Source organism: Streptomyces virginiae (assembly GCF_040638905.1).
In the GTDB taxonomy this organism is placed as follows: Bacteria; Actinomycetota; Actinomycetes; order Streptomycetales; family Streptomycetaceae; genus Streptomyces; species Streptomyces virginiae_B.
This window is the reverse complement of sequence record NZ_JBEZYV010000012.1, coordinates 68,555-93,606: the sequence shown is the minus strand read 5'-3', so window position 1 is coordinate 93,606 and position 25,052 is coordinate 68,555. Positions and strand designations below refer to the sequence as shown.

The 25,052-nt window shown below is 73.4% G+C and carries 19 protein-coding genes; 5 read left to right on the top strand and 14 right to left on the bottom strand.

What is annotated here, in order from left to right; genetic code table 11:
• Window positions 1-97: 97 nt before the first annotated feature.
• Window positions 98-790 carry a metal-dependent transcriptional regulator gene (locus tag AB0F82_RS19165; protein ID WP_030665907.1) on the bottom strand — a complete coding sequence of 231 codons (693 nt, stop codon included), beginning with the start codon at window positions 788-790 and terminating at the stop codon, window positions 98-100.
• A 210-nt stretch (window positions 791-1,000) separates the two neighbouring features.
• On the opposite strand from AB0F82_RS19165, the gene AB0F82_RS19160 reads away from it, so the two are divergent.
• A complete protein-coding gene (locus tag AB0F82_RS19160) occupies window positions 1,001-1,756 on the top strand; it encodes an SIS domain-containing protein (RefSeq protein ID WP_356815096.1) in 756 nt (251 codons plus the stop codon).
• On the opposite strand, the gene AB0F82_RS19155 is transcribed toward AB0F82_RS19160, so the two are convergent.
• Window positions 1,750-3,066, bottom strand: a complete 1,317-nt coding sequence (locus AB0F82_RS19155; RefSeq protein ID WP_356815097.1) for a PAS domain-containing protein — start codon at window positions 3,064-3,066, stop codon at window positions 1,750-1,752. The two genes, AB0F82_RS19160 and AB0F82_RS19155, sit on opposite strands and share 7 nt — an antisense overlap.
• A 305-nt stretch (window positions 3,067-3,371) precedes the next feature.
• Here AB0F82_RS19155 and AB0F82_RS19150 point away from each other — a divergent pair, with 305 nt between their 5' ends.
• Window positions 3,372-3,632, top strand: coding sequence for a hypothetical protein (locus tag AB0F82_RS19150; RefSeq protein ID WP_362629017.1), 261 nt, complete (start codon window positions 3,372-3,374; stop codon window positions 3,630-3,632).
• 259 nt (window positions 3,633-3,891) lie between these two features.
• Here the strand turns inward: AB0F82_RS19150 and pdxH are convergent, their stop codons facing one another.
• Complete coding sequence (pdxH, locus tag AB0F82_RS19145) at window positions 3,892-4,554, bottom strand: pyridoxamine 5'-phosphate oxidase (RefSeq protein ID WP_356815099.1); 663 nt, start codon at window positions 4,552-4,554, stop codon at window positions 3,892-3,894.
• Window positions 4,555-4,754: 200 nt separating this feature from the next.
• On the opposite strand from pdxH, the gene AB0F82_RS19140 reads away from it, so the two are divergent.
• Window positions 4,755-5,861: a citrate synthase 2 gene (locus tag AB0F82_RS19140; RefSeq protein WP_030027765.1), complete on the top strand. Its 1,107-nt coding sequence runs from the start codon at window positions 4,755-4,757 to the stop codon at window positions 5,859-5,861.
• A 101-nt stretch (window positions 5,862-5,962) separates the two neighbouring features.
• Here AB0F82_RS19140 and AB0F82_RS19135 read toward each other — a convergent pair whose 3' ends face one another.
• The 7 genes from AB0F82_RS19135 to AB0F82_RS19105 all read right to left on the bottom strand — a co-directional run bounded on the left by AB0F82_RS19135 (window position 5,963) and on the right by AB0F82_RS19105 (window position 15,459).
• Window positions 5,963-6,577, bottom strand: coding sequence for a TetR/AcrR family transcriptional regulator (locus AB0F82_RS19135; RefSeq protein WP_362629013.1), 615 nt, complete (start codon window positions 6,575-6,577; stop codon window positions 5,963-5,965).
• Window positions 6,565-7,302 carry an enoyl-CoA hydratase family protein gene (locus AB0F82_RS19130; protein WP_356815101.1) on the bottom strand — a complete coding sequence of 246 codons (738 nt, stop codon included), beginning with the start codon at window positions 7,300-7,302 and terminating at the stop codon, window positions 6,565-6,567. Before AB0F82_RS19130 ends, AB0F82_RS19135 begins: the two co-directional genes overlap by 13 nt.
• A gap of 727 nt (window positions 7,303-8,029) precedes the next feature.
• Entirely contained in the window at window positions 8,030-9,202 is a 1,173-nt protein-coding gene (locus tag AB0F82_RS19125; protein ID WP_362629010.1) for an acyl-CoA dehydrogenase family protein, read from the bottom strand.
• Window positions 9,199-11,112, bottom strand: a complete 1,914-nt coding sequence (locus AB0F82_RS19120; RefSeq protein ID WP_362629007.1) for a biotin carboxylase N-terminal domain-containing protein — start codon at window positions 11,110-11,112, stop codon at window positions 9,199-9,201. Before AB0F82_RS19120 ends, AB0F82_RS19125 begins: the two co-directional genes overlap by 4 nt.
• Window positions 11,113-11,120: 8 nt before the next feature.
• The gene (locus tag AB0F82_RS19115; protein WP_356812979.1) at window positions 11,121-12,719 is read right to left on the bottom strand and encodes an acyl-CoA carboxylase subunit beta; all 1,599 of its coding nucleotides are present in this window, start codon (window positions 12,717-12,719) and stop codon (window positions 11,121-11,123) included.
• Complete coding sequence (locus tag AB0F82_RS19110) at window positions 12,716-14,578, bottom strand: acyclic terpene utilization AtuA family protein (protein WP_362629207.1); 1,863 nt, start codon at window positions 14,576-14,578, stop codon at window positions 12,716-12,718. The genes AB0F82_RS19115 and AB0F82_RS19110 overlap by 4 nt, the downstream gene beginning before the upstream one ends.
• A gap of 68 nt (window positions 14,579-14,646) precedes the next feature.
• Window positions 14,647-15,459: a TIGR03084 family metal-binding protein gene (locus AB0F82_RS19105; RefSeq protein WP_362629003.1), complete on the bottom strand. Its 813-nt coding sequence runs from the start codon at window positions 15,457-15,459 to the stop codon at window positions 14,647-14,649.
• A gap of 318 nt (window positions 15,460-15,777) precedes the next feature.
• Here AB0F82_RS19105 and AB0F82_RS19100 point away from each other — a divergent pair, with 318 nt between their 5' ends.
• Window positions 15,778-17,400, top strand: coding sequence for a CocE/NonD family hydrolase (locus tag AB0F82_RS19100; protein WP_362629000.1), 1,623 nt, complete (start codon window positions 15,778-15,780; stop codon window positions 17,398-17,400).
• A gap of 100 nt (window positions 17,401-17,500) precedes the next feature.
• On the opposite strand, the gene AB0F82_RS19095 is transcribed toward AB0F82_RS19100, so the two are convergent.
• The 4 genes from AB0F82_RS19095 to AB0F82_RS19080 all read right to left on the bottom strand — a co-directional run bounded on the left by AB0F82_RS19095 (window position 17,501) and on the right by AB0F82_RS19080 (window position 23,679).
• Window positions 17,501-19,030, bottom strand: a complete 1,530-nt coding sequence (locus tag AB0F82_RS19095) for a PKD domain-containing protein (protein ID WP_362628997.1) — start codon at window positions 19,028-19,030, stop codon at window positions 17,501-17,503.
• Window positions 19,031-19,408: 378 nt separating this feature from the next.
• Window positions 19,409-19,765: an iron chaperone gene (locus tag AB0F82_RS19090; RefSeq protein WP_356812975.1), complete on the bottom strand. Its 357-nt coding sequence runs from the start codon at window positions 19,763-19,765 to the stop codon at window positions 19,409-19,411.
• Window positions 19,765-20,703 (bottom strand): EamA family transporter, encoded by a 939-nt coding sequence (locus AB0F82_RS19085; RefSeq protein ID WP_362628994.1) that lies wholly within the window; start codon window positions 20,701-20,703, stop codon window positions 19,765-19,767. Before AB0F82_RS19085 ends, AB0F82_RS19090 begins: the two co-directional genes overlap by 1 nt.
• Window positions 20,704-20,760: 57 nt before the next feature.
• Window positions 20,761-23,679 (bottom strand): FAD-binding and (Fe-S)-binding domain-containing protein, encoded by a 2,919-nt coding sequence (locus AB0F82_RS19080; protein ID WP_436842115.1) that lies wholly within the window; start codon window positions 23,677-23,679, stop codon window positions 20,761-20,763.
• 88 nt (window positions 23,680-23,767) lie between these two features.
• Between AB0F82_RS19080 and serC the strand changes: the two genes are divergently transcribed.
• Entirely contained in the window at window positions 23,768-24,886 is a 1,119-nt protein-coding gene (gene serC, locus AB0F82_RS19075) for a phosphoserine transaminase (RefSeq protein ID WP_356812972.1), read from the top strand.
• Window positions 24,887-25,052: the final 166 nt, after the last annotated feature.

Below are 25,052 nucleotides of genomic sequence, written 5' to 3'. Positions count from 1 at the left end.
GGACGACCTTGAGAGCTCGGGGCTCCAGGTCACACAGGGGAGGACCGGTCCCGGCGCCGCAAGGCGCCGGGACCACCCACACCGAAGGACCCCGGGGTCAGCGCTTCGCCACGAACACGTGCGAGGCGATCTCGGCCTCCAGCTCGGCGGCCTCGCCACCGCTGCCGACCAGCACACCCCCAGGGGACTCGGTCACGCTCACCACCGAGCCGGGCTGCACGCCCGCCCGCCGCAGCGTGTACATCAGCTGGGCGTCCGTCTGGATCGGCTCCCCGATCCGCCGCACGACCACCGTCTTGCCCTCGGTACCCGGGTCGAGCTCGGACAGGCTGATCATGCCGTCCTCCAGGAACGGCTCGGCCTCCGCCTTCTCGCCCAGCTCCTCCAGCCCCGGGATCGGGTTCCCGTACGGCGACTCGGTCGGGTGGCGCAGCAGCTCCAGCACCCGCCGCTCCACCGCCTCGCTCATCACGTGCTCCCACCGGCAGGCCTCCGCGTGCACCTGCTCCCACTCCAGGCCGATGACGTCGACGAGCAGGCACTCGGCGAGCCGGTGCTTGCGCATCACGCGCGTCGCCAGCCGCCGGCCCTCGTCCGTCAGCTCCAGATGGCGGTCCGTGGCGACGGCCACCAGACCGTCCCGCTCCATGCGCGCCACCGTCTGGCTCACCGTCGGCCCGCTCTGGTCCAGCCTCTCGGCGATCCGGGCGCGCATGGGGACCACGCCTTCCTCTTCCAGCTCGAGGATGGTGCGGAGATACATCTCCGTGGTATCGATCAGTCCGGACATTCGTGCCCCTCGGATTGCGTGCGCTGGCCCTGTCCCCAATTCTGACGCATCGGGCGGACAACCGTCCCGTGCCGCGGGCCAAGACCGGTCCCGGACCTCCCCCGGCCCCTGGGCCACGGGATTGACGGCCGTATTGACACGCCCTTGGTCCAGACCGCACGGTGAGCGGCGGACACGGACGCACCCCACCTCTGGAAGGGCCTTCGGCGTATGAGCGAGAGCAAGCTGGCCGGTCAGTTCTTCGACGCCGCCATCGGCCTGCTGGAGCGGGTCCGGGACGAGGAGGCCCCGCGCATCGCCCAGGCCGGCACCCTCGTCGCCGACGCCGTCGCCGGCGGCAACCGCCTCTTCGCGTTCGGCGCCGGCCACTCCTCACTGCCCGCCCAGGACGTCGTCTACCGGGCGGGCGGCCTCGCCCTGATGAACTTCCTCGCCGTCCCCGGCACCGCCGGAGTCGACGTCATGCCCGCCACCCTGGGCAGCGCCCTCGAACGCGTCGACGGCCTCGCCGGCGCCGTCCTCGACAGCAGCCCCGCCTCCGACGGCGACGTCCTCGTGATCATCTCCCTGTCCGGGCGCAACGCGCTGCCCGTCGAGATGGCCATGAACGCGCGCGCCATCGGCCTCAAGGTCATCGGCGTCACCTCGGTCGCGTACGCCACCGGCACCCGCTCACGGCACGCCTCGGGCACCTTCCTCAAGGACCACTGCGACGTCGTCCTCGACAGCAAGATCGCGGTCGGTGACGCGGAACTGAGCATCGACGGCATCGACGCCCCCTTCGCCCCCGCCTCCACCGTCGTCACCAGCGCGATCATGCAGGCGGTCATGGCCACGGCCGCCGGCGAACTCGCCGCCCGCGGCCTGGAGCCCCCGCTCCTGCGCTCGGGCAACGTCGACGGCGGCCACGAGTGGAACGGCCGCGTCATGCAGGAGTACGGCGACCGGATCTTCTTCCGTCACTGAGCGGACCCGGAGCCCGCCGCCAGGTCCAGGTCCGCGGCCACGCGGGCCGCCACCTCCTCCGCGTACGCCGCGTCCGCACGCTCGAACGCCGCCCGCGACGGCCCCCGCAGGAACGTCAGCGCCCCCAGGGTCCGCCCCCGGCTGCGCAGCACCGTGCACAGCACGTGCGCCGCGCCCTCGGGCCACTGCCGGGCCCGCGCCCACTCCGCGTCCGCCTCACCGCGCGGGGCGCTGGTGCGCACCGAGCCGATCCGGTCCAGCGCCTGCAGCGCCGGGTGCCCGGCCGCGTACCGTACGGGGATCGAACCGGGCCCCGGCAGCGCGGGCGGCGACGCGGCGCACCGTACGAGCCTGCGCCGCTCGGAGTCGGCCGCGGGGGCCAGTACGTCCAGCAGGGCGTGCTCGGCGAAGCCGGCGAGTGCGAAGTCCAGGCGTACGGCGGCCGCCTCCGCCGGGTCCTCGCACTCGGCGGCGGCCCGCCCCGCCCGGTGCAGCTGGTGGGAACGGAACCGCGCCTGCGCGGCGTCGAGCTGCTCCTGCCGGGCCTCGGTGACGTCCTGGAGCAGCCAGCCGACGCCCAGCGGCACCGGTTCCTCCGCGAGCGGTGAAGCCAGCCGCACGAACCCGCAGCGCCAACACCGGCGCCGTACGCCCTCGGCCGTGCGCACCGACACCCACATCTCCACGGGCGCGGGCGGCGCCCCCTCCGCGAGCACGTGCTGGAGCGCCCCCTCCAGCTCCTCCACCCCCTGGGTCAGCAGCTCGCCGAGGGGCCGGCCGAGCAGGGCGGTACGGCCGGTCCCGAAGGCCCGCGCGGCGTGCGCGTTGACCACGGCGGGCCGCAGGTCGACGTCGACGAGGACGACGCCCCAGGAGGCGTCCTCCATCAGGGCCTCGCTCAGCGCGATGGACCGCTCCAGGTCGATCTGTGCGTGCACCTCGCTGAAGGCGCAGTACACCCCCGCGGGCGAGCCGTCCGCGCCCGGCACCCCGGCGGACTGCGTCCGTACCAGGACGCGCCCGCCGTCCTTGGTGAGCAGCGCGAACTCGTGGACCTGGCGCCCGGGCACGTGCTGGGCGGACATCAGTCTGTCCTGTACGTCCTGCGCGTCGGCGGCCCGCACCGCCCACCCTTCGAACCCCTTGCGCCCCACGGCCTCCCCGGCGGACCAGCCCAGGATCCGCTCGGCCTCACGGTTCCAGTGGGTGATCACCCCGTCGGAGTCGAAGGCGCACAGCGCGGCGTCCATCCCGTCCAGCAGCGCGGCGAGCAGATCGTCAGTGGTCTCGTCACGTCCGGAAGCACTCACCTGGAACCCCCAGCAGGTGTTGGCGTATGCGGCACGTCAGATCATTGAACTCGAACGTGACGCAGCCCACACCGCATTCGGAGAAATCCCTGCGGTCCCCCACATCTGGGGCAACATGCCCGCGACGGCGACACAGAGAGCCGCTGACGCCCACCATCCGGCTCAAGGACCGAAGCCGTGCGGGCTCTGCGGTCGCGGGCGTGCAGCTGCGCGGCGATTCGGCCCGCAGGGGCGGACCACCCTCGTCCGCCGAGGGCTGGTCAGCATCGCGCCTGTGCCGGTTCACACCCGTGATGGAGTTCCACGTGGAGCAGACCGCGTTCGGCACGGTCTTGATCGCGGCGGCCGTGTCATCCAGTGACCGGGATTTCTCGGAGCGGACGCACTCCGGATTCGAGATCACAACGCTGACCAGCCGTTTTGATGTCTCCCACCGGAATTTGCGGCTGCTCCGGAGAGCCGACGGACACACCTGTGGATTCGCCGACGAAATTCGATTGAGCCACGAGCGCGGGCCTGCTTACAGTGGACGCACACTGAAAGGAGGTGATCCCGGAAATGTATGAACTCCGGACGCGTGAGGTGGCTGCGGGCTAGGGCCCGTCGTCAGCAACGCACCCAGTGCGGTGCCCGGCGGATCGCCCGGCGCCAATCCCAAGCAGTCACCCGACCCGCGGGCTCGCCGGCACGTCCGGCCGGCTCCTCTCACTGCAGGAGAGGACCCGAGCCCGCGGGTCGTCTGCGTCTACGCTCCCGCCGCGGGTGGGCAGGAACGGGAGCGGGCCGCCTCCCGCGGGGCGCGAACAGGCGGCGTGGTCCCCGCGGCTACGGGCAGAGCCGTTCCAGGCGCCACTTCTCGCCCTCCAGTACGTAGTGCAGCCGGTCGTGCAGCCGGTTCTCGTGGCCCTGCCAGAACTCGACCTCCTGCGGAACCACCCGCAGCCCGCCCCACTCCGGCGGGACCGGGACCTGCTCGCCCTCGGGGTAGCGCGCGGCCAGCTCGGCGTAGCGGCCGTCCAGCTCCGCCCGGGAGCCGATCACGCTCGACTGCTCGCTCGCCCAGGCGCCCAGCTGCGAGCCGTGCGGCCGGGACCGGAAGTACGCCGCCGTCTCGTCGCGGCCGATGCGGGACGCCGTGCCGGTGACGATCACCTGGCGGGCGATGGGGTGCCACGGGAAGAGCAGCGCGACGTGCGGGTTCGCGGCGAGCTCCCGGCCCTTGCGGGACGCGTAGTTGGTGAAGAAGACGAAGCCCCTGCTGTCGAACTGCTTCAGCAGCACCGTGCGCGAGCTGGGCCGTCCGTCGGGGGTGGCCGTCGAGACGACCATGGCGTTCGGTTCGAAGAGGTGCGAGTCGGCCGCCTGCTGGAACCACCGGGCGAACTGCTCCATGGGGTCCTCGGCGAGGCTCTCCTCGTGGACGATCTCCGAGCGGTACTGCTTGCGCATCATGGCGGGGTCAATGTCCTGATCGGTCACGCGAGCCATCCTGCCGCAGGTGGACCGGGGAGGGTGTGCCGTATGTCACGCTTCCGCAGTCGGGGCGCAGCCGCCAAAATCTTGGGGCCGGTCCGAAGGCCCCCGCACGGGTGACCATCGGCCGTGCCGGGCATCAACGGGGATGACCGCGCCGGACCGCGAGTCACGCCGGGAGCCGCGCGTGTTCGCACTATCTGAGGAGCCGCCTGATGTCCGACTTCGTACCCGGGCTCGAAGGGGTCGTCGCGTTCGAGACGGAGATCGCCGAACCCGACAAGGAAGGCGGATCGCTCCGCTACCGGGGTGTCGACATCGAAGACCTTGTCGGGCACGTCTCCTTCGGGAACGTGTGGGGCCTGCTGGTCGACGGTGCTTTCAACCCCGGCCTGCCGGCCGCCGAACCCTTCCCCATCCCCGTCCACTCCGGTGACATTCGCGTCGACGTGCAGTCCGCCCTCGCGATGCTCGCCCCCGTGTGGGGTCTGAAACCGCTGCTGGACATCGACGTCCAGACCGCCCGCGACGACCTGGCGCGCGCGGCCGTGATGGCGCTGTCGTACGTCGCCCAGTCCGCCCGCGGCCAGGGCCTGCCGATGGTCCCGCAGCGCGAGATCGACAAGGCCGAGTCCGTCGTCGAGCGGTTCATGATCCGCTGGCGGGGCGAGCCGGACCCCAAGCACGTCAAGGCCGTCGACGCGTACTGGACGTCCGCCGCCGAGCACGGCATGAACGCCTCCACCTTCACCGCGCGCGTCATCGCGTCGACCGGGGCGGATGTCGCCGCGGCGCTGTCCGGCGCCGTCGGCGCCATGTCGGGGCCCCTGCACGGCGGGGCGCCGTCCCGCGTGCTCGGCATGATCGAGGAGATCGAGCGCACCGGCGACGCCGTGGCGTACGTGAAGAAGGCCCTCGACAAGGGCGAGCGCCTGATGGGCTTCGGGCACCGCGTCTACCGCGCCGAGGACCCGCGCGCCCGCGTGCTGCGCCGCACCGCCAAGGAGCTGGACGCGCCGCGCTACGAGGTGGCCGCCGCGCTGGAGAAGGCCGCGCTGGAGGAGCTGCACGCGCGTCGCCCCGACCGTGTGCTCGCCACCAACGTGGAGTTCTGGGCCGCGATCATGCTGGACTTCGCGGAGGTGCCGGCGCACATGTTCACCTCGATGTTCAGCTGCGCCCGTACCGCGGGCTGGTCGGCGCACATCCTGGAGCAGAAGCGCACGGGCCGCCTGGTGCGCCCGTCGGCCCGCTACACGGGGCCGGGCCGGCGCAACCCGCAGGAGATCGAGGGCTACGCGGACATCGCCGACACCGCCTGACCGCTCGGCGCCTGCGCGGCTCGGCCGCCGCACCCCGCGGGGCGCCGCGTCCCGGACTCCTCCGGGCGCGGCGCCCCCGCCGCGTTTTCGGGCCGCCCGGCTCAGCCCAGGGCCGCGTCGAGGATCCGGGACCACTGGGCCACGACACGGGCCCGTCGGGCGGCGTCGTCGGTCAGGACGTTCGCCAGGCCCAGGCCGCGGGCCATGTCGAGGAGGCCCTGCACGGTCTCCCGTACGCCGGGCACGGACTCGTCGGCGCCCAGCAGTTCGACGGCTATGCGGTGGGTCTCGCGGCCGACCCGGGCCTCCAGCTCGGTGACCCGCGGACGCAGCTGCTCCTCGTTGGAGGCGGCGACCCACAGCTGGAGCGCGGCGCGGAAGAGGGCGCCCGTGTACAGGTCGACCAGTGCCTGCACCACGGCCGGGCGGGCGGCCGGGCCGGCGTGGAAGAGGTCGCGCAGGGCGGTGGAGCGTTCTTCGGCGACGTACTCGACGGCGGCGGTGAACAGGTCCTCGCGGGTCGGGAAGTGGTGCTGGGCCGCTCCGCGCGAGACGCCGGCGCGTTCCGCGACGGCGGAGACGGTGGACCCGGCCCAGCCGTGCTCGGCGAGGCAGGACACGGCCGCTTCCAGCAGGTGGCGGCGGGTGACGCGACTGCGCGCCTGCTTGGGGCCGGTCATGGCCGCGGCGGCGGCGCTGTCGGTCACAGGGCCCATGACGGGTCCCGGCGCTCGAAGCGGGCGGTGATGCCCTCGCGGGCCTCGGCGGAGGCGAAGTGGTGTGCGGACAGTTCGGTGAGCGCGACGCCGTCCTGGGCGAGGGCCGCCCGCACAGGGGCGGTGACCAGTCGCCTGGTCGCGGCGAGCGCCTCGGGGCCGGCCTTGCGCAGGCCCGAGAGGACGGGCGCGAGGATCTCGTCGACGTCCTCCCCGTGGAGGGTGAGCAGCCCGATCCGTGCGGCCTCGGCGGCGTCGAACGCCTCCGCCGTCAGGAAGTACCGGGCTGCGGCGCGCGGGTCCAGGCGGGGCAGGAGCGGCGCGGAGATGACGGCGGGGACCACGCCCAGGTGGGTCTCCGTGAAGGCGTACGAGGACTTCGGCCCGGCGGCGGCGATGTCGCAGACGCCGAGCAGGCCGAGGCCGCCGGCCCGGACGTGGCCGGTGACGCGGGCGACCACCGGCTTGGGCAGCTCGGTGATCTCGCGCAGCAGGGCCACGAAGTCGGCGGGGTCGAAGGGCGACTTGAGGTCGGCTCCGGAGCAGAACGTGCCGCCGGTGTGGGTGAGGACGACGGCACGCACCGCCGGGTCGGCCCCGGCCGCGGCGAAGGCGGCGCGGAGCTCGGCGACGAGCTCCGCGGAGAGGGCGTTGCGGTTGGCCGGGGAGTCGAGGGTGAGGGTGGTGACTCCGGCCGCCGTTGCGGCGTGGACGGGTGTGGCCATGGCTCCTCCGGAGCGGTCGCTGGGTGCGCGGGGTCCTTCGGGGGAGCGTATGCGCTCCTGCCCTGCGGGCTTGCTCGGCGGTGTTCGGGTTGCCCTGCGGGCTCGGTGTTGTCCGGCCGGGGCCGGTCCCCCAGGGGGTGTTCGCCGGTCTCGGGGGCTGCGCCGGTCCCCTGCGGGGGTGCTCGGCGGGTGCAGGGCATGCGGTCCCCCCGCGAGGTGGTCGGCGGTGTCCAGCGGTGGCCGGTCCCGCGCGGGTGCTTGGCGGGGTCGGGGTGTGGGGCGGTGCCCCGTACGAGGGTCTCCTCGGCTCGGCGCGTGCGGGCATTTCTCGGCCGTACCCGGTGGTCGCGCCTCGTCCTGCGGGGACCCTCCTACGTGTCCCCACCCCACCGCCGGCTCCGGCAGCGATCCGGGATCCCGTGAAGCGTCCCCGCCCACCGCCGGCTCCGGCAGTGCCGGGGATCCCATGGGGTGGCTCCGGCCTGCCCGCGGCCGGGTTGGTGGAGGGGAGGGGGGGACGTGGCGGGGTGTCCCCGCAGGACGAGCGCGCAACCACCGGGTACAGCCGCGATGGCCCGCACGCGCCGAGCCGAGGAGACACCCCGGCACAGCACCCCGGACCGACCAGACCCCACCCGGCTCCGCCGAAGCAAGCCCCACACCTCCGAGCCGCCCCCAGGGCAACCGGAGCGACCGGGCCGACCCCGCCGAGCCAGCCCGCAGGGCCCTAGTAGGACTTGGGGAGGCCTAGCGTTTGGTGGGAGACGAAGTTGAGGATCATTTCGCGGCTGACGGGGGCGATGCGGGCCACGCGGGAGGCCGTGATGAGGGAGCCGAGGCCGTACTCGCGGGTGAGGCCGTTGCCGCCGAGGGTGTGGACGGACTGGTCGACCGCGCGGACGCAGGCCTCCCCCGCCGCGTACTTCGCCATGTTCGCGGCCTCGCCCGCGCCCATGTCGTCGCCGGCGTCGTACAGCGCGGCCGCCTTCTGTGTCATGAGGCGGGCCAGTTCCAGTTCGATGTGCGCCTGGGCCAGCGGGTGGGCGACGGCCTGGTGTGCGCCGATCGGCTCCTTCCACACCTGGCGGGTCTTGGCGTACTCGACGGCCCGGGCGAGGGCGTAGCGGCCCATGCCGATGGCGAAGGCGGCGGTCATGATGCGTTCGGGGTTGAGGCCGGCGAAGAGCTGGAGCAGTCCGGCGTCCTCGTCGCCGACCAGCGCGGAGCATGGCAGGCGGACCTCGTCCAGGGTCAGTTCGAACTGCTTCTCCGCCGCCTGGAGTTCCATGTCGATGACCGAGCGGCCGAAGCCGGGGGTGTCGCGCGGGATGATGAACAGGCACGGCTTGAGGGCCGGTGCGGCCCCGCTGGATGATGCTGTTTCGGTGCGGCCGACGATGAGGGTGGCGTCGGCGATGTCGACGCCGGAGATGAAGACCTTGCGGCCGGTGAGGATCCAGCCGTCGCCGTCGCGGCGGGCTGTGGTGGTGATGCGGTGGGAGTTGGACCCGGCGTCGGGTTCGGTGATGCCGAAGGCCATGGTGAGGCTGCCGTCGGCGAGGCCGGGGAGCCAGGTCCGCTTCTGCTCGTCGGTGCCGAAGCGGGCGATGACCGTGCCGCAGATGGCGGGCGAGACGACCATCATGAGCAGGGGGCAGCCGGCGGCGCCGAGTTCTTCGAGGACGATGGCCAGTTCGGCGATGCCGCCGCCTCCGCCGCCGTACTCCTCGGGGAGGTTGACGCCGAGGTATCCGAGCTTCGCGGCGTCGGCCCACAGTTCGTCGGGGTGGGCGCCCTCGCGGGCGACGCGGGCGAGGTACTCGCGGCCGTAGCGCTGTCCGAGGGCGGCGACGGCGGTGCGCAGGGCCTTGTGTTCGGCGGATTCGATGGTGGAGCTCATGGCTGCGGTTCCTCCTGGACTACGGCGAGCAGGGCACCGAACTCGACCTGTTGGCCGGTGGCGGCGTGGAGCGCGGTGAGCGTGCCGGAGGCCGGAGCGAGGATGCGGTGCTCCATCTTCATGGCCTCCAGCCAGAGCAGGGGCTGGCCGGCGGTGACGTGGCTGCCGGGGGCGAGGCCGTCGGCCACGCGGACGACGGTGCCGGGCATGGGGGCGAGCAGGGAGCCCGGTTCGGTGCGGTCCTGGGGGTCGGGGAACCGGGGGACGGGGGTGAGGGTGTGGGCTCCGAGCGGGGAGTCGACGTAGACCTCGGTGTTGTTCGAATTTCGTTTCACGTGGAACATCCGGCGGATGCCGTCGACTTCGAGGGTGACGAGGTGCCGTTCGGCGGACAGGACTCGAATGCCCGGGTGGTCGACGGGGTGGTACTGGACCTCGTACTCGGTACCGGCGGAGGTGTAGCGGCGGGTCTGCGGCTGGGAGCGCACGTTGCGCCAGCCGCCGAGGCGGGCGGCGAGGGGTGCGTCCGGAGTGGGGGCGGCCTCGGCGAGGGCCGCGGCGAGGGCGGCCGTGCCGGCGTCCGGGGCGGTCTCGGTGAGGGCGGCGAGGTGGCGGTCGTAGAAGCCCGTGTCGATCTGTGCCGTGGTGAACTCCCGGTGCCGCAGGGAGCCTACGAGCAGTTCGCGGTTGGTGGTGAGCCCGTGGATGCGGGCTCCGGCGAGGGCGTGGGCGAGGGTGCGTACGGCCTCGGCACGGGTGGGGGCGTGGGCCACGACCTTGGCGAGCATGGGGTCGTAGTGGATGCCGACGGTGTCGCCGTCGGTGAAGCCGGTGTCGACGCGGACCTGGCCCGGGATGTCGAGGGTGTGCAGTACGCCGGTCTGGGGGCGCCAGTCCTGGGCGGGGTCCTCGGCGTAGAGGCGGGCCTCGACGGCGTGGCCGGTGGGCTCCGGGGGCGACAGCGGCAGGGCGGCGCCTTCGGCGACGCGCAGCTGCAGGGCGACGAGGTCGAGGTCGAAGACCGCTTCGGTGACGGGGTGTTCCACCTGGAGGCGGGTGTTCATCTCCAGGAAGTACGGGCGTCCGTCGGCGGTGACGAGGAACTCGACGGTGCCCGCTCCACGGTAGGAGACGGCGCGGGCGGCGGCGACGGCAGCGGCGTGCAGGCTGTCGCGCAGGGTGTCCGGCAGGCCCGGCGCCGGGGCCTCCTCGATGACCTTCTGGTGGCGGCGCTGGAGGGAGCAGTCGCGGGTGCCGAGGGCCCAGACGGTGCCGTGGGCGTCGGCGAGGATCTGCACCTCGACGTGGCGGCCGCGTTCGATGTAGGGCTCGGCGAACACCTCGCCGTCGCCGAAAGCGGAGGCCGCTTCGGCGGACGCGGCGTGGAGGGCCTCCTTGAGGACGTCCAGGTCGCGGACCACGCGCATGCCGCGACCGCCGCCGCCGGCGGCCGCCTTGAGCAGGAGCGGCAGGTCGGCGGGGGTGGCGGTGGCCGGGTCGACGGGGTCGAGGAGCGGGACGCCGGCGGCGCGCACCAGTTCCTTGGCCCGGGTCTTGGAGGCCATGGCCTCGATGGCCTCGGGGGGCGGGCCGATCCAGATGAGGCCGGAGTCCTGGACCTGGCGGGCGAAGTCGGCGTTCTCGGAGAGGAAGCCGTAGCCGGGGTGGACGGCGTCGGCTCCGGCGGCGAGGGCGGCCTTGATGACCAGGTCGCCGCGCAGGTAGGTGTCTGCGGGGGCGGCGCCCGGCAGCCGGACGGCCGCGTCGGCGGCGCGGACGTGCAGGGCGTCGGCGTCGGGGTCGGAGTGGACGGCGACGGTGGCCAGGCCCAGGTCGCGGGCCGTGCGGAAGATCCGTACGGCGATCTCGCCCCGGTTGGCGACGAGCAGGGAGCTGATCTGAGGGGTCATGTGCGGGCTCACATCCGGAAGACGCCGAAGCCGCCACGGGCGCCCTCGACGGGGGCGTTGTGGACGGCCGACAGGCACAGGCCGAGGACGGTACGGGTGTCGCGCGGGTCGATGACCCCGTCGTCGTACAGCCGCCCGGACAGGAACATGGGGAGGGACTCGGACTCGATCTGCGCCTCGACGAAGGCCCGCATCCCGGCGTCCTGTTCCTCGTCGTACGGGAGTCCCTTGGCGGCGGCGGACTGCCGGGACACGATGGAGAGGACTCCGGCGAGCTGCTGGGGGCCCATGACGGCGGACTTGGCGCTGGGCCAGGCGAAGAGGAAGCGGGGCTCGTAGGCGCGGCCGCACATGCCGTAGTGGCCGGCGCCATAGCTGGCGCCGATGAGCACGGACAGGTGCGGGACCCTGGAGTTGGAGACGGCGTTGATCATCATCGAGCCGTGTTTGACGATGCCGCCCTGCTCGTACTCCTTGCCGACCATGTAGCCGGTGGTGTTGTGGAGGAAGAGGAGTGGGATGTCGCGCTGGTTGGCGAGCTGGATGAACTGCGCGGCCTTCTGGGACTCGGCGCTGAACAGCACGCCCTGTGCGTTGGCGAGGATGCCGACGGGGTAGCCGTGGAGGGTGGCCCAGCCGGTGACGAGGCTGGTGCCGTACAGCGGCTTGAACTCGTCGAAGTCGGAGGCGTCGACGATGCGGGCGATGACCTCGCGCGGGTCGAAGGGGGTCTTCAGGTCGGGCGGGACGATCCCGAGGAGTTCCTCCGGGTCGTAGAGGGGCTCCTCGGCCTTCGGCGGGTCCTGGTGGGGCTTGCGGTGGTTCAGGCGGGCCACGATGCGGCGGGCCTGGCGGATGGCGTCGTACTCGTCGAGGGCGTAGTGGTCGGCGAGCCCGGAGGTGCGGGCGTGCATGTCGGCCCCGCCGAGGGACTCGTCGTCGCTCTCCTCGCCGGTGGCCATCTTGACCAGGGGCGGGCCACCGAGGAACACCTTGGAGCGGTCCTTGATCATGACGGTGTGGTCGGACATGCCGGGGACGTACGCGCCTCCGGCGGTGGAGTTGCCGAAGACGACCGCGACGGTAGGGATGCCTTCGGCCGAGAGCCGCGTGAGGTCGCGGAAGATCGCGCCGCCCGGGATGAAGATCTCCTTCTGGGAGGGCAGGTCGGCGCCGCCGGACTCCACGAGGCTGATGACGGGGAGGCGGTTCTGGCGGGCGATCTCGTTGGCCCGCAGCGCCTTCCTCAGTGTCCAGGGGTTGCTGGCGCCGCCCCGGACGGTGGGGTCGTTGGCGGTGACCAGGCATTCGACGCCCTCGACCGTGCCGATGCCGGTCACCATGGAGGCGCCGACGGGGTAGTCGCTGCCCCAGGCGGCGAGCGGGGACAGCTCCAGGAACGGGGTGTCGGGGTCGAGGAGCAGCTCGACGCGCTCGCGCGCCAGGAGCTTGCCGCGCTTCTTGTGGCGGGCCGTGTACTTGTCCCCGCCGCCCTGGAGGGCCTTGGCGTGTTCGGCGTCGAGGGCGTCGAGGCGCTCCAGTGCGGCCGTACGGGCACTGGTGTGCTCGGGGGCGTGGGGGTCGACGGTGGTGCGCAGGCGGGTCATGGGCCGGTCCCCTCCGGGGCGGATACGGGTGCGGGGCCCTGGGCGGGCTGCGGGGCGGGTGCGGGGCCCTCGGCGGGCCGCGGGGCGGCTGCGGGCGCCGCGGCGGTCGCGGTGCGGGCCTGGGGTGGCAGGAGGTCGACGGGGATGTCGAGGTGGCGGGCGCGCAGCCATTCACCGAGGGCCTTGGCCTGCGGGTCGAAGCGGTGGCCGGAGGCGACGCCGTCGCCGAGAATGCCGGTGACGGTGAAGTTCAGGGCGCGGAGGTTGGGCAGTTCGTGCCGCTGCACGGCGAGGCCGCGGGTCTCGGGGAGCAGGGCCTGGAACCGGTCGACGGTGAGGGTGTCGCGAAGCCAGTGCCAGGCGGGGGCGGACTCGGTCCAGACGCCGACGTTGGCGTCGCCGCCCTTGTCTCCACTGCGGGCCCCGGCCAGCGCCCCGAGGGGGGCGCGGACGGTCTCCCGGGGCTCCGCCCCGGGCCCGGCGGGGGCTGCGCCCCCGACCCCTTCGGGGGCTCCGCCCCCGGACCCCCGCGCCTCAAACGCCGGCGAGGCTGGAGAAGCGGCCGGCTCCGCCGGCCGGGCTGAAGGTGCGGCTGGCTCTGCAGGGGAGGCTTGAAAAGCGGCCGGCTCCGCCAGTGGGGCGGGAGCAGCGGGGGCGGGCATCGGGGCGTGGGTGCCGTCCGGGAGGACTGCGGTGTGGGGGACCTCCGTTGCCGGGGCCAAGGTCGAGGCGAAGACGCCGTAGGGCTGGGCCGGGCCGGGTGGGGTGGTGAGGTGGAAGCCCGGGTAGCTGCCCAGGGCCAGTTCGACGGCCGTCGAGGTCAGGGCGCGGCCGATCCGGTCCGGGGACGGGTCGCGGACCACCAGGCGCAGCAGGGCGCTCGCCGTCTCCTCCGTTTCGGCGTCGTCGTGGTCGGTACGGGCCAGGGTCCAGGCGGCGTCGGCGACACCCTCCAGGGCCTCGGCGAGCTGGGAGCGGACGAGGTCGGCCTTCTCCTCGATGTCCAGGCCGGTCAGGACGAAGACCACCTCGTTGCGCCAGCCGCCGATCCGGGTCACGCCCACCTTGAGGGTGGACGGCGGCTGCTCCCCGCGCACTCCCGAGATCCGCACGCGGTCGGCGCCGTCGTCGTCGAGCCGGACCGTGTCCAGGCGGGCGGTCACGTCCGGGCCGAGGTAGCGGACGCCCTGGGTCTCGTACAGGAGCTGGGCGGTGACCGTGCCCGCCGAGACCACCCCACCCGTCCCCGGGTGCTTGGTGATGACCGCCGAGCCGTCCGCCGAGATCTCCGCGAGCGGGAAGCCGGGGCGGCGGACGTCGTGGGCGGTGAAGAAGGAGTAGTTGCCGCCGGTGGCCTGGGTTCCGCATTCCAGGACGTGGCCCGCGACCACCGCTCCCGCCAGCCGGTCGTGGTCCTCCGGCGCCCAGTCGAACCACCAGGCCGCCGGGCCGCTGACCAGCGCCGCGTCCGTGACCCGGCCGGTGACGACCACGTCCGCGCCGGCCCGCAGGCAGGCCGTGATCCCGGCGCCGCCGAGGTAGGCGTTGGCCGTCAGGGCGCCGTCCTCGCGGGCGGTGAGGTCGTCGCCCTCGACGTGGGCCACGCAGACGGGCACGCCCACCTTGGCCGCCAGCGCCCGTACCGCGTCGGCCAGCCCGGCCGGGTTCAGACCGCCCGCGTTGGTGACGATCCGTACGCCCCGCTCGTGCGCGAGCCCGAGCGCCTCCTCCAGCTGGCGCAGGAAGGTCTTGGCGTAGCCGAGTTCGGGGTTCTTCAGGCGGTCCCGGCCAAGGATCAGCATGGTCAGCTCGGCCAGGTAGTCCCCGGTCAGCACGTCCAGCGGACCGCCGGTGAGCATCTCGCGCAGGGCGCTGGAGCGGTCGCCGTAGAAGCCGGACGCGTTGCCGATGAGGAGGGGGCGCCGGGTCACCGTCGGCCCCCCGGCTCGCGTCCGGCGCCCGCCGGCCCGGCGAAGGCCTGGGCGATGTCCAGCCAGCGGTCCGCGTCGGGGCCGGTCGCGGTCAGGTCCAAGTCGGCGCGGTGCGCCCGCTGGGTCACCAGCAGGCAGAAGTCGAGGGCCGGGCCGGTGATCCGCTGTGCGGCCTGCGGCGGCCCGTACGCCCACACCCCCGCGCCGTCGGGGGCGGTCAGCTCCACCCGGAACTCTCCGTCGGGGGCGGGCAGTCCGCGTACGGCGTAGGCGTAGTCGCGGGCCCGTACGCCGATCCGTGCCACGTGCCGCAGTCGCGCGGTCGGGGTGCGCCGCACGCCGAGCGCGTCGGCGACGTCCTGGCCGTGCGCCCAAGTCTCCATCAGGCGGGCGCTGGCCATCGAGGCGGCCTTCATCGGCGGCCCGTACCAGGGGAAACGGGTGTCGGGCGGGGCCTCGGCGAGGGCCTGCGCGAGGGCGCCCCGCGTGTCCCGCCAGCGGGTGAGCAGCTCGGCGGGCGGCAGCGCCGCGCCCTCCCGCGCGCCGTCGTCGACGAAGGAGTCGGGGGCTTTCAGCGCCTCCTCGACCATGTGGCCGAAGCCGGCGGCGTCGGTGAGGGAGAGCAGCGAGGCCCGGTCGGTCCAGTGCAGGTGGGCGATCTGGTGGGCGACGCTCCAGCCGGGTGCGGGCGTGGGACGGGCCCAGTCCGGGCCGGGCAACCCCTCGACGAGAGCGTCGAGTTCGCGTCCCTCCTCGCGCAGATCGGTGAAGACGGCGACGGCGTCGTCGACGGCGGACGGATCGGGCACGGTGCGCTCCCCTTCTCGGCGTGAGGGGAAGACTGACAGCACCCAGAAAAACAATCAAGCACGCTTGCATGATTTTCTCGGAGGGTGGCACCTTCGCGCCACCCGCACCAAGCCACCGCATCTCAGGGGCAGTTGATCCACACCCGCACGGCCCGCAGGTCTCGCGGCACGCCCACGCCGGGGACCGCGGAGGGCGATTCAGGCCGTAAGCCGGAAACCCGCGATACGTCACCGGATGTCCCGTCGATACTGAACGCTCCGCTCTGGGCCCGGGCGGGCGCCCACGTTCGTGTCACTCGACAAAGAGGATGAACTGACGTGACTGCAGCCGCCCGACCTCCCTTCTCCCTCTATCCCGAACTCGACGCGACCGCCCTCGGCGCCTTCGTCTCCGCGCTGGAGAGCGGCGACGTCACCGGCCTGCCGACCGCCCGGGCCGCCGCGGTCGCCGAGGCGCGCGCCCTCGCCGTCTTCACCCGCGGCAAGGTGACCGGCGCCGACGGCGACCTCCTCGACGCGGCGCTCTGGCGGCACACCGGCGCCCAGCCCCGCCCGATGATCGTCATGCCGTCGCCCTGGACCAGCCTGGGCTGGCTCGCGTACGCCGTCCAGGCCACCCTCTTCGCGGCCCGCGGCTACAACGTCCTCGCCTACTCCACCCGCGGCTTCGCGGGCTCCGAAGGCCAGGTCGACGTGGCCGGCCCGCTCGACGTCGCCGACGGCAGCCGCGCCCTGGACCACCTGATCGAGCGCAGCACCGGCCCCGTGACGAAGATCGGTTTCCTCGGGGGCTCGTACGGCTCCGGCATCAGCCAGCTCGTCGCCGCGCACGACACCCGCGTCGACGCCGTCGTCGCGCTCAGCACCTGGGGCGACCTCGGGGAGGCCTTCCACGAGAACTCCACCCGCCGCGTCGCGGCCGTGCAGGCCCTGCTCAAGGCGGCCGCGAAGGCACGGCTGAGCCCGCAGACACAGAGCGTCCTCGACAACGTCCTCACCGGCAGCGACGTCCGGGGCACCCTGCGCTGGGCCGAGGTCCGCTCGCCGTTCACCCACATCAAGGAGCTCAACCGCCGCCAGGTGCCCGTCTTCTTCTCGCACGCCTGGCACGAGACGCTCTTCCCCGCCAACCAGACGCTGCGGATGTTCAACGAGCTGACCGGGCCCAAACGCCTCGCGATCTCCATAGGCGACCACTCGGGCCCCGAGATGTCAGGCGTCCTCGGCCTGCCCAACCGGATCTGGACGGACGCCCACCGCTGGTTCGACCACCACCTCAAGGGCATCGACAACGGCATCGACGACGAGGGCCAGTTCATCGGCGAGGTCATGTGGAGCAAAACCCTCGAACCCCGCCCCACCTGGCCCTCCGTCACCGAACAGCTGCAACGGCTCTACCTCGCCGACGGCGGCGAACTCGCCCCGGACGCGGAGGCCGGCTGGACGGCGACCGTGCTGTGCGGGATGGACACCCCGGCGACCGTCGCCGACAAGGTCGTCGAGTCCGGTTACGCGGAGATGGCGGGCCGCCCGAAGGCCTACCTGACGGAGGACATCGACCGCACCGTCGCCGCCGTCTGGACCGCCGACCCGGCCGCGGAGACCGTCCGGCTGCGCGGCACGCCCCGGCTCCGCGTGACCTACCGGGCGGCGAACCCCGGGTCCACCTTCGTCGCGTACCTCCTCGACGCGACCCCGGACGGCACGGCCCACCTCGTCACCCACGCCCCGTACAGCGACCTGGAGTCCCCGCCCGACAGCCTGATCAGCGCGGACATCGAGCTCCAGGCCACGGCGTACGACGTGCGGCGCGGCCACCGCCTGATGCTGGTGATCGACTCCCGCGACCCCTTCTACGCCGATGCCAACCTACCCCGCGCGACGCTGGCCTTCACCTCCCCGGAGGCCACCCCGTCGTACCTGGACCTCCCCCTCGGCTGATGCCGTACGCCCGCCCAGCCGGTCCCCCGCGGCCGTCCGGGCGGGCGCACGCTCCACAGATGACGCACGGTGGACCGGTCCGGTTGCAGGCGCGGCCCGGCTACCAGTTGTCGTAGTAGCCGAAGATGTCGACGACCAGGTCGGCGCTGTCCCAGCCCTGGTTCCAGAAGTCGACGATGCCGTATTCACCGGAGCTCGCCTGGACCAGGTTGGCGGTGGTCCTGCCCGCCGTCCAGTTCAGGGTGGAGGAGACCGGGCGCTGCGGGGTGAGGGCGGTCCTGTCGGCGTAGCTGCCGGTGGAGTTGGGGTCCGGTGCGACCGAGAGGAAGCCCGCGCCGCGCGTGTTGGTGACCGTGGTGTTCAGCACCCAGGCCTCCTGCCCGATCGAGAAGGCCTGCCAGAGGTAACCGCGCGTGGGCCACGGTCCCTTGGACCAGCTCTCGCGCGTGTCGATCTGCCGGACCGGCGGGACCGGCACATAGGCACAGGGGCTCGCGGCGCTGTACGTGCCGACCAGTTCCACGATGACGTCGGACGGGGCCCAGGAGCCGTTGCGGACGGTGATCCGGCCGTCCTTGTCGACCGGCACGATCACCGAGTTCGCAACCGTCTGCCCGGCGGTGAAGTTCACGTTGGACGTGGTCGGCGCCGCCTGCCCGGCCGGGTGGGCGGTCAGGTGACCGGCCTCCTGCGGGTTGGTGGCCGTCACGTTCAGCGCGACGGCGGTGGCGCCCGGTTCGGCCACCTTGACGGTGAAGGAGCCCTGGCCGGCGACCGGACCGCCCTGCACGCCGGTCCCGTAGCGGGTGTCGACGACCCGGGCCGGCGCCTGCGGGGCGTAACCGCTGGCTTCCTGCTGGCCGAAGTAGCCCGTGACGTCGGCGATCAGATCGACCGGCTCCCAGCCGCCGTTGTACAGCTCGACGTAGCCGTCCGCACCGACCTGCGCGATCACCAGGTTGGGAACGGTCTGACCGGCCTCGAAGTTGATGTTCGACGCGGTCGGCCGCGTGGCGCCGGAGGCGAAGACGCTGACGTGCCCGCCACTGGTGCTGTTGGCGGCGGTCACGTTGAGCGCGACGGCGGTGGCCCCGGCGGGGATGCCGCCGTTCCCCGCGACCTTCAGACGGGTCGAGGAGTACCCCCTGACCTTGCCCTTGACGGCGCCCGTGCCGCTGCGGGTGTCCAGCAGGCGGGTGGGACCGTACGGGGTGAACTCCGAGCCCGCCGTCTTGACCCGGACCTCCCTGGTGTCGCTCGTCCCGAGGACCGGATCGACGACGGTGGCCTTGATCGTGTACTCGCCGAGCTCCTTGTAGGTGTGCGAGGTCCGCGTCTCCGAAGAAGCGGAGGCCGTCACCGTGCCCGTGGTCCCGTCACCCCAGTCGATGGTGGTCTCCAGCGGCGGCGTACCCCTGCCGAGCGAGGTCGTCAGCTCGACGCTGTGCGCCGACCACGCCCGGGCGCTCAGGAAGAGACTCAGCTGCGCGCCGCCGGTGGTGGCGGCACTCGTGAAGGTCTCGAACCCTGCCGCCGGATCCACGGCGGGCGCCCCCGCCGCCTGCCCGGCGGGCTTGACCGGATCAGCGGCCTGAGCCGTGCCGGGTATGCAACCGATGCTTGCCGCCACGATGGCGGCAGCGGACATTACGAGTCGGCGATGACGCACCGATCCCCCTGTTTTCTGCTTTTGAACGCGCTCAGCGTGAGCTCGCGCACAGCCTACAGAGCGGCGCGCGGGCGATCACCGGCGTCCCGGGCCAGACGCCGTGAGCCGGCGCGGCTTTGCTCGGGGCCGGCCTCGACCGGAAGCCCAGTCCGCCCCGATCAGCCCCGGACGAGGGCCGGACGCGGTCAGGGAGAAGCGCGTAGCGATCCGGGGCGGCTTATGCCCAGCCACAGGAACCCGCAGACGCCATCAGGCAGGAGCGCGTAGCGATTTACTGACGGGAAACCCCCGGCGCGACTTCGATCCCGCCCCGGCGGATCGGCCTCACCGGTCCGCCCCTCAGCACACCCCGCCCCGACCCGCCCGGGCCGTGGCGCGGAGGAGGTCGCGGAGGAGGTCGAAGTCGACCTTGGCGGGGTTGCGGAAGCGGAGGCAGGCCTTGCCCATGTCGTGGCCCGCCAGGCGGTCCGCGAAGGCGTCCCGGACGTCCGTGCGCATCAGGTAGAAGGAGATGTACTGCTTCTGGTTCGCCCAGGCGATCTCCGCGTCGGTCTCACCCGCCCGCACATAGGCCGGCATCCCGTACGCGATGCCCTCTTCGAAGCCCTCCAGCTCCGTCGCGCACAGCTCGCGCAGGCGGGCGAGGGCCGGCCTGCGGGCCTCGGGGGCGGCTTCCAGGTAGGCGGTGACGTCCATCAGGCGGGCTGCTTTCCGATCTGGGAGCGCACCGCGCCCATGCTGGCCGCGATGACAAGGGCGATGGCGAGGGCGTCGAGCCCCGAAAGGGCCTGGTTCAGGACGAGGAATCCCGCGGTGGCGGCGATCGCCGGCTCCAGGCTCATCAGGATCGCGAAGGTCGGAGCGGGCATCCGCCGCAGGGCGAGGAGTTCGAGGGTGTAGGGCAGTACGGAGGACAGTACGGCCACCCCGACGCCCAGCGCGAGGGTGCTCGGGACCAGCAGGTCCGCGCCGGCTTCGAACACACCCAGCGGCAGGGAGAGGACGGCGGCCGCGGCCATCGCGAGGGCCAGGCCGTCGGCCTGCGGGAAGCGGCGGCCGGTGCGCGCGCTGAATACGATGTACGCCGCCCACATCGCGCCCGCCCCGAGCGCGTAGGCCGCGCCCAGCGGGTCGAGGGAGCCGAAGCCGAGACCGCCCCCGCCGTGTCCGGACAGCAGCACCACGCCGCCGAGGGCGAGGCCGGCCCACAGGAGGTTCACCAGGCGGCGGGAGACGACGACGGACAGGGCGAGCGGCCCGAGCACCTCCAGGGTGACCGCCGGGCCGAGCGGGATCCGGTCGATGGCCTGGTAGAAGAGGCCGTTCATGCCGGCCATCGCCACGCCGAACGCGACGACCGTGCCCCAGTCGGAGCGCGTGTACCCGCGCACCTTCGGCCGGCACAGGAGCAGCAGCACGATCGCGGCGGCCGCCAGGCGCAGGGTCACCACGCCCGCGGCACCCGCCCGCGGCATGATCATGACCGCGAGGGCGGCCCCGAACTGCACCGAGATGCCGGCCGAGACCACCAGTGCGACCGGTCCGAAGCGGGACCGGGCCGCCGCCTCGGCGGAGGGTTCGGTGGGGAGTGCGGCGGCGGGGGTGGTCGTCGGGGACGCGGTCGGTGCGGGCATGCCTCCAGACTAAGCCGCCGTAAGGAGTGTTGCCGCTTCTGTTGCCTTACATGTTCGCTACGGCCCTGTGTCGGGAGCGCTCCGGGGGACTTCCTCCCTCAATCCGTCCGCGAGGAGTTCCACGAGGTGACGGGCCCGGACTCCGCCCAGCTGGGCGATCTGGGTGCGGCAGGAGAACCCGTCCGCCTGGACCAGCGCGTCCGGCGGGGCCGCGCGCAGGGACGGCAGGAGCTGTTCCTCCGCACAGGCCACCGACACCTCGTGGTGACCGGGCTCGAAGCCGAAGTTCCCGGCGAGGCCGCAGCACCCTCCGGCGGGCTCCCCCACGAGTCCGGCGCGTTCGCGCAGCCGGCGGTCCGCCGCGTCACCGAGGACGGCGTGCTGGTGGCAGTGGGTCTGGCCGACCACCGGGCGGTCGAGGCGGGGCGGCCGCCAGTTCGGTGCGTACTCCTCCAAGGTTTCCGCGACGGTGCGTACGGCTGCCGCCAGGCGGGCCGCGCGGGGGTCGTCGGGGAGCAGCGCGGGAAGGTCGGTGCGCAGGGCGGCGGCGCAGCTCGGTTCCAGGACGGTGACGGGGCCGGGGACGTCGCCGAGGGTGTCCAGGGTGCGGCGCAGGACCTTGCGGGCACGGTCGAGGCGGCCGGTGGAGAGGTAGGTCAGGCCGCAGCAGACCCGGCCGCGGGTGCGGGGGACGGACACGTCCAGGCCGGCCGCCCGGAGCACGCGGAGCGCGGCGTGGCCGACCTCCGGGGCGAGGTACTCCGTGAAGGTGTCGGGCCACAGGACGACGACGGCGGCAGCACCGGCCTCCTCCAGGCCAGCGGCCCCCTCCCGGCCCCCGGCCGGGACCGCCCGGCCGCCCGCCGCGCGCCCGCCGACCCCCCGCGTGAACGGCCGCTTCGCGAGTTCCGGCAGGGCGCGCTCCCGGGCCAGGCCCGGCACCGGGAGCGGCAGGAGGCGTGCGGCCGTGTTGACGGCGCCCGCCGCCCGCAGGCGGGCGATCAGGCGCAGCCATCCCGGCAGGCCGCCCAGCGTGTAGTGGGCGAGCGGCCGGATCCGGCCGGCCCAGTGGTGGTGCAGGAACTCCGACTTGTACGAGGCCATGTCCACGCCGACCGGGCAGTCGCTGCGGCAGCCCTTGCACGCCAGGCACAGGTCGAGCGCCTCGGCGACCTCCGGCGAGCGCCAGCCGCCGGTGACGACCTCCCCGGCGAGCATCTCGTGCAGCAGCCGTGCCCGGCCGCGGGTGGAATGCTGCTCCTCACCGGTGGCCCGGTAGGAGGGGCACATCACGCCGGGCCCTCCCGGCTCGCTCGTACGGCACTTCGCGATCCCGACGCACCGGGCGACCTCGCCGGCGAAGGGGGTGGCCGGGAGCACCTCGAAGCGGAGGTTCTCGTCCAGCCGGGCGGGCCTGACCAGCATCCCGGGGTTCATGCCGCCCGCCGGGTCCCACACGTCCTTGTAGGCACCGAAGAGCCGGATCACGTCCTCGCCGTACATCTTCGGCAGGAGTTCGGCGCGCGCCTGCCCGTCGCCGTGTTCGCCCGACAGGGAGCCGCCGTGGGTGACGACCAGGTCGGCGAGGTCCTCCGAGAAGGTGCGGTAGCGGGCCACGCCGGCGGCCGAGGCCAGGTCGAAGTCGATGCGTACGTGCACGCAGCCCTCGCCGAAGTGCCCGTACGGGGTGCCGCGCAGGCCGTGTGCGGCCAGCAGGGCCCGGAAGTCCCGCAGGTAGGCGCCGAGCCGGGCCGGCGGGACCGCGCAGTCCTCCCAGCCCGGCCAGGCCATCCGCCCGTCGGGCGTCCTGGTCGCGGTGCCCGCGGCGTCCTCGCGGATCCGCCACAGCGCCCGCTGTTGCGCCGGGTCCGTGAGGACCAGCGCGTCCAGCGCGTCGGCGCCCCGTACGACGGCCCGCGCCCCACCCTCGTCCGGCATCTCCACGAACAGCCAGGCCCTGCCGCGGGGCAGCCCCGCGACGCCGCCGCCGAGCCCCCCCGCCCCGGCTACCACCCCCGCCGCCCCGGCCACCGGCCCCGCCGGCCCGCCGAGCAGGTCCTCGGCCATGCCCTCGACCGTCAGGGGCCGGTACGGGAGCAGCCCGGCGGCCGCGTCCGCGGCCGCGCTCTCGTCGGCGTACCCGAGGACGGCCAGGGCGGGCGCGGGCGGCAGTTCCACGAGGCGCACCACCGCCTCGGTGACCACCCCGAGGGTGCCTTCGCTGCCGCAGAATGCCTCGGCGAGCCGCACCCCGCGTTCGGGCAGCAGCGCGTCCAGTCCGCCGTAGCCCGAGATCCGCCGCGGGAAACGGGGCGGCATGCCGGTGCGCAGCAGGCCGAGGTGGGCGCCGACCAGTTCGCGCAGGCCCCGGGGGGCGCCGTCCCAGCCGGTGCCGATGCGGTGGGCGGCGCCCGCGTACGTGGTGACGGCCAGCTCTGTGACGTTGTCGGCGGTGGTCCCCCAGGCCACGGAGTGGGCGCCGCACGCGTTGTTTCCGATCATGCCGCCGAGGGCGCAGCGGGAGTGGGTGGAGGGATCGGGCCCGAAGGTCAGTCCGTACGGGCGTACGGCGTCGCGGAGGCGGTCGAGGACCAGGCCGGGCTGGACGACGGCGGTGCGGGCGGCCGGATCCACGGACAGCAGGGCGTCCATGTGGCGGGTGAGGTCGAGGACCACGCCCACGCCGGTGGCCTGCCCGGCGATGGAGGTGCCGCCGCCCCGGGGGACGACGGGGACGCCGGCGTCGGCGCACACGCGCAGTGCGGCGGCCACGTCGTCGGCGTCGCGCGGGGCGACGACGCCGAGGGGTACGCGGCGGTAGTTGGAGGCGTCCATCGTCACGAGTGCGCGTGCCGCGGCGCCGAAGTCCACCTCGCCGCGCAGCTCCGCCCGCAACGTCCGCTCGACTTCACCGGGTGTCGTCACGGCGCCCAGCCTGCCACCGTCCGCCGACGTCCGCCGAGGCCGCGCCGACATCGCGCGGGCGTCGCACCGGGCGTCGCGCCGCGTCTCATCCGGTGGACGCGCTTCCGGAGCGTGGACCCGGACCCGATACGCTCCGCTCGTGGCTGAGATCCAGATTCCCGCTGACATCAAGCCCGCCGACGGACGCTTCGGCGCGGGCCCCTCCAAGGTGCGGATCGAGGCGCTGGACGCCCTCGCCGCCACCGGTACCTCCCTGCTCGGAACCTCACACCGCCAGGCCCCGGTCAAGAACCTGGTCGGATCGGTGCGCCAGGGCCTCCGGGACCTCTTCTCCCTCCCCGAGGGCTACGAGGTGATCCTGGGCAACGGCGGCTCCACCGCCTTCTGGGACATCGCGACCGCCGGTCTGATCGAGCGGAAGTCCCAGCACCTGACCTTCGGCGAGTTCTCCTCGAAGTTCGCCAAGGCCGCGAAGCTCGCGCCGTGGCTGGACGAGCCGTCCGTGATCTCCTCCGAGCCGGGCACGCACCCCGAGCCGGTGGCCGAGGCGGGGGTGGACGTGTACGCGTACACCCACAACGAGACCTCGACGGGTGTCGCGGCGCCGGTCAAGCGGGTCGAGGGCGCGGACGCCGGGTCCCTCGTTCTGGTGGACGCGACCTCGGGCGCCGGCGGTCTGCCGGTGGACATCACCGAGACGGACGTCTACTACTTCGCCCCGCAGAAGTCCTTCGCCTCCGACGGCGGTCTGTGGCTGGCGGCGTTCTCCCCGGCGGCCCTGGAGCGCGCGGCCCGCGTCCACGCGTCGGGGCGGCACATCCCGGAGTTCTTCTCGCTGCCGACGGCGATCGACAACTCGCTGAAGAACCAGACGTACAACACTCCGGCGCTGTCGACGCTGTTCCTGCTGGACCAGCAGCTGGAGTGGATGAACAGCCAGGGCGGCCTGGAGTTCACCACCGGCCGTACGGCGGCCAGTGCGCGCAACCTGTACGGCTGGGCGGAGGCGTCCAAGTACGCGACGCCGTTCGTCGTGGACGCCGACAAGCGCTCCGCCGTCATCGGAACGATCGACTTCTCGGACGAGATCGACGCGGCGGCCGTCGCGAAGGTGCTGCGCGCCAACGGGATCGTGGACACCGAGCCGTACCGCAAGCTCGGCCGCAACCAGCTGCGCGTCGCGATGTTCCCGGCGATCGACCCGGCAGACGTGCAGGCGCTGACGGCCTGCATCGACTACGTGATCGAGAAGCTCTAGCAGTCGTCCGTCCGACACTTCCCGAGCCCCCGGCGACTCCTCGTCGCCGGGGGCTTCTTGTTGTGTGGGGCTGGGACCAGGGCGGGCTCCGGGCCCGGGAATCGGGGCGGAGAGCCGGCGGACGGGACGCCCGGGCCACCCTCGCGGCCTGCGGGTCCATGGCGAA

Excerpts from the sequence above, each read along its gene's own strand:
- AB0F82_RS19165 (WP_030665907.1), bottom strand. The coding sequence starts at position 790 with ATGTCCGGACTGATCGATACCACGGAGATGTATCTCCGCACCATCCTC.
- AB0F82_RS19160 (WP_356815096.1), top strand. The coding sequence starts at position 1,001 with ATGAGCGAGAGCAAGCTGGCCGGTCAGTTCTTCGACGCCGCCATCGGC.
- pdxH (WP_356815099.1), bottom strand. The coding sequence starts at position 4,554 with ATGGCTCGCGTGACCGATCAGGACATTGACCCCGCCATGATGCGCAAG.
- AB0F82_RS19140 (WP_030027765.1), top strand. The coding sequence starts at position 4,755 with ATGTCCGACTTCGTACCCGGGCTCGAAGGGGTCGTCGCGTTCGAGACG.
- AB0F82_RS19135 (WP_362629013.1), bottom strand. The coding sequence starts at position 6,577 with ATGGGCCCTGTGACCGACAGCGCCGCCGCCGCGGCCATGACCGGCCCC.
- AB0F82_RS19130 (WP_356815101.1), bottom strand. The coding sequence starts at position 7,302 with ATGGCCACACCCGTCCACGCCGCAACGGCGGCCGGAGTCACCACCCTC.
- AB0F82_RS19125 (WP_362629010.1), bottom strand. The coding sequence starts at position 9,202 with ATGAGCTCCACCATCGAATCCGCCGAACACAAGGCCCTGCGCACCGCC.
- AB0F82_RS19120 (WP_362629007.1), bottom strand. The coding sequence starts at position 11,112 with ATGACCCCTCAGATCAGCTCCCTGCTCGTCGCCAACCGGGGCGAGATC.
- AB0F82_RS19115 (WP_356812979.1), bottom strand. The coding sequence starts at position 12,719 with ATGACCCGCCTGCGCACCACCGTCGACCCCCACGCCCCCGAGCACACC.
- AB0F82_RS19110 (WP_362629207.1), bottom strand. The coding sequence starts at position 14,578 with ATGCTCACCGGCGGTCCGCTGGACGTGCTGACCGGGGACTACCTGGCC.
- AB0F82_RS19090 (WP_356812975.1), bottom strand. The coding sequence starts at position 19,765 with ATGGACGTCACCGCCTACCTGGAAGCCGCCCCCGAGGCCCGCAGGCCG.
- AB0F82_RS19085 (WP_362628994.1), bottom strand. The coding sequence starts at position 20,703 with ATGCCCGCACCGACCGCGTCCCCGACGACCACCCCCGCCGCCGCACTC.
- AB0F82_RS19080 (WP_436842115.1), bottom strand. The coding sequence starts at position 23,679 with ATGTCGGCGCGGCCTCGGCGGACGTCGGCGGACGGTGGCAGGCTGGGC.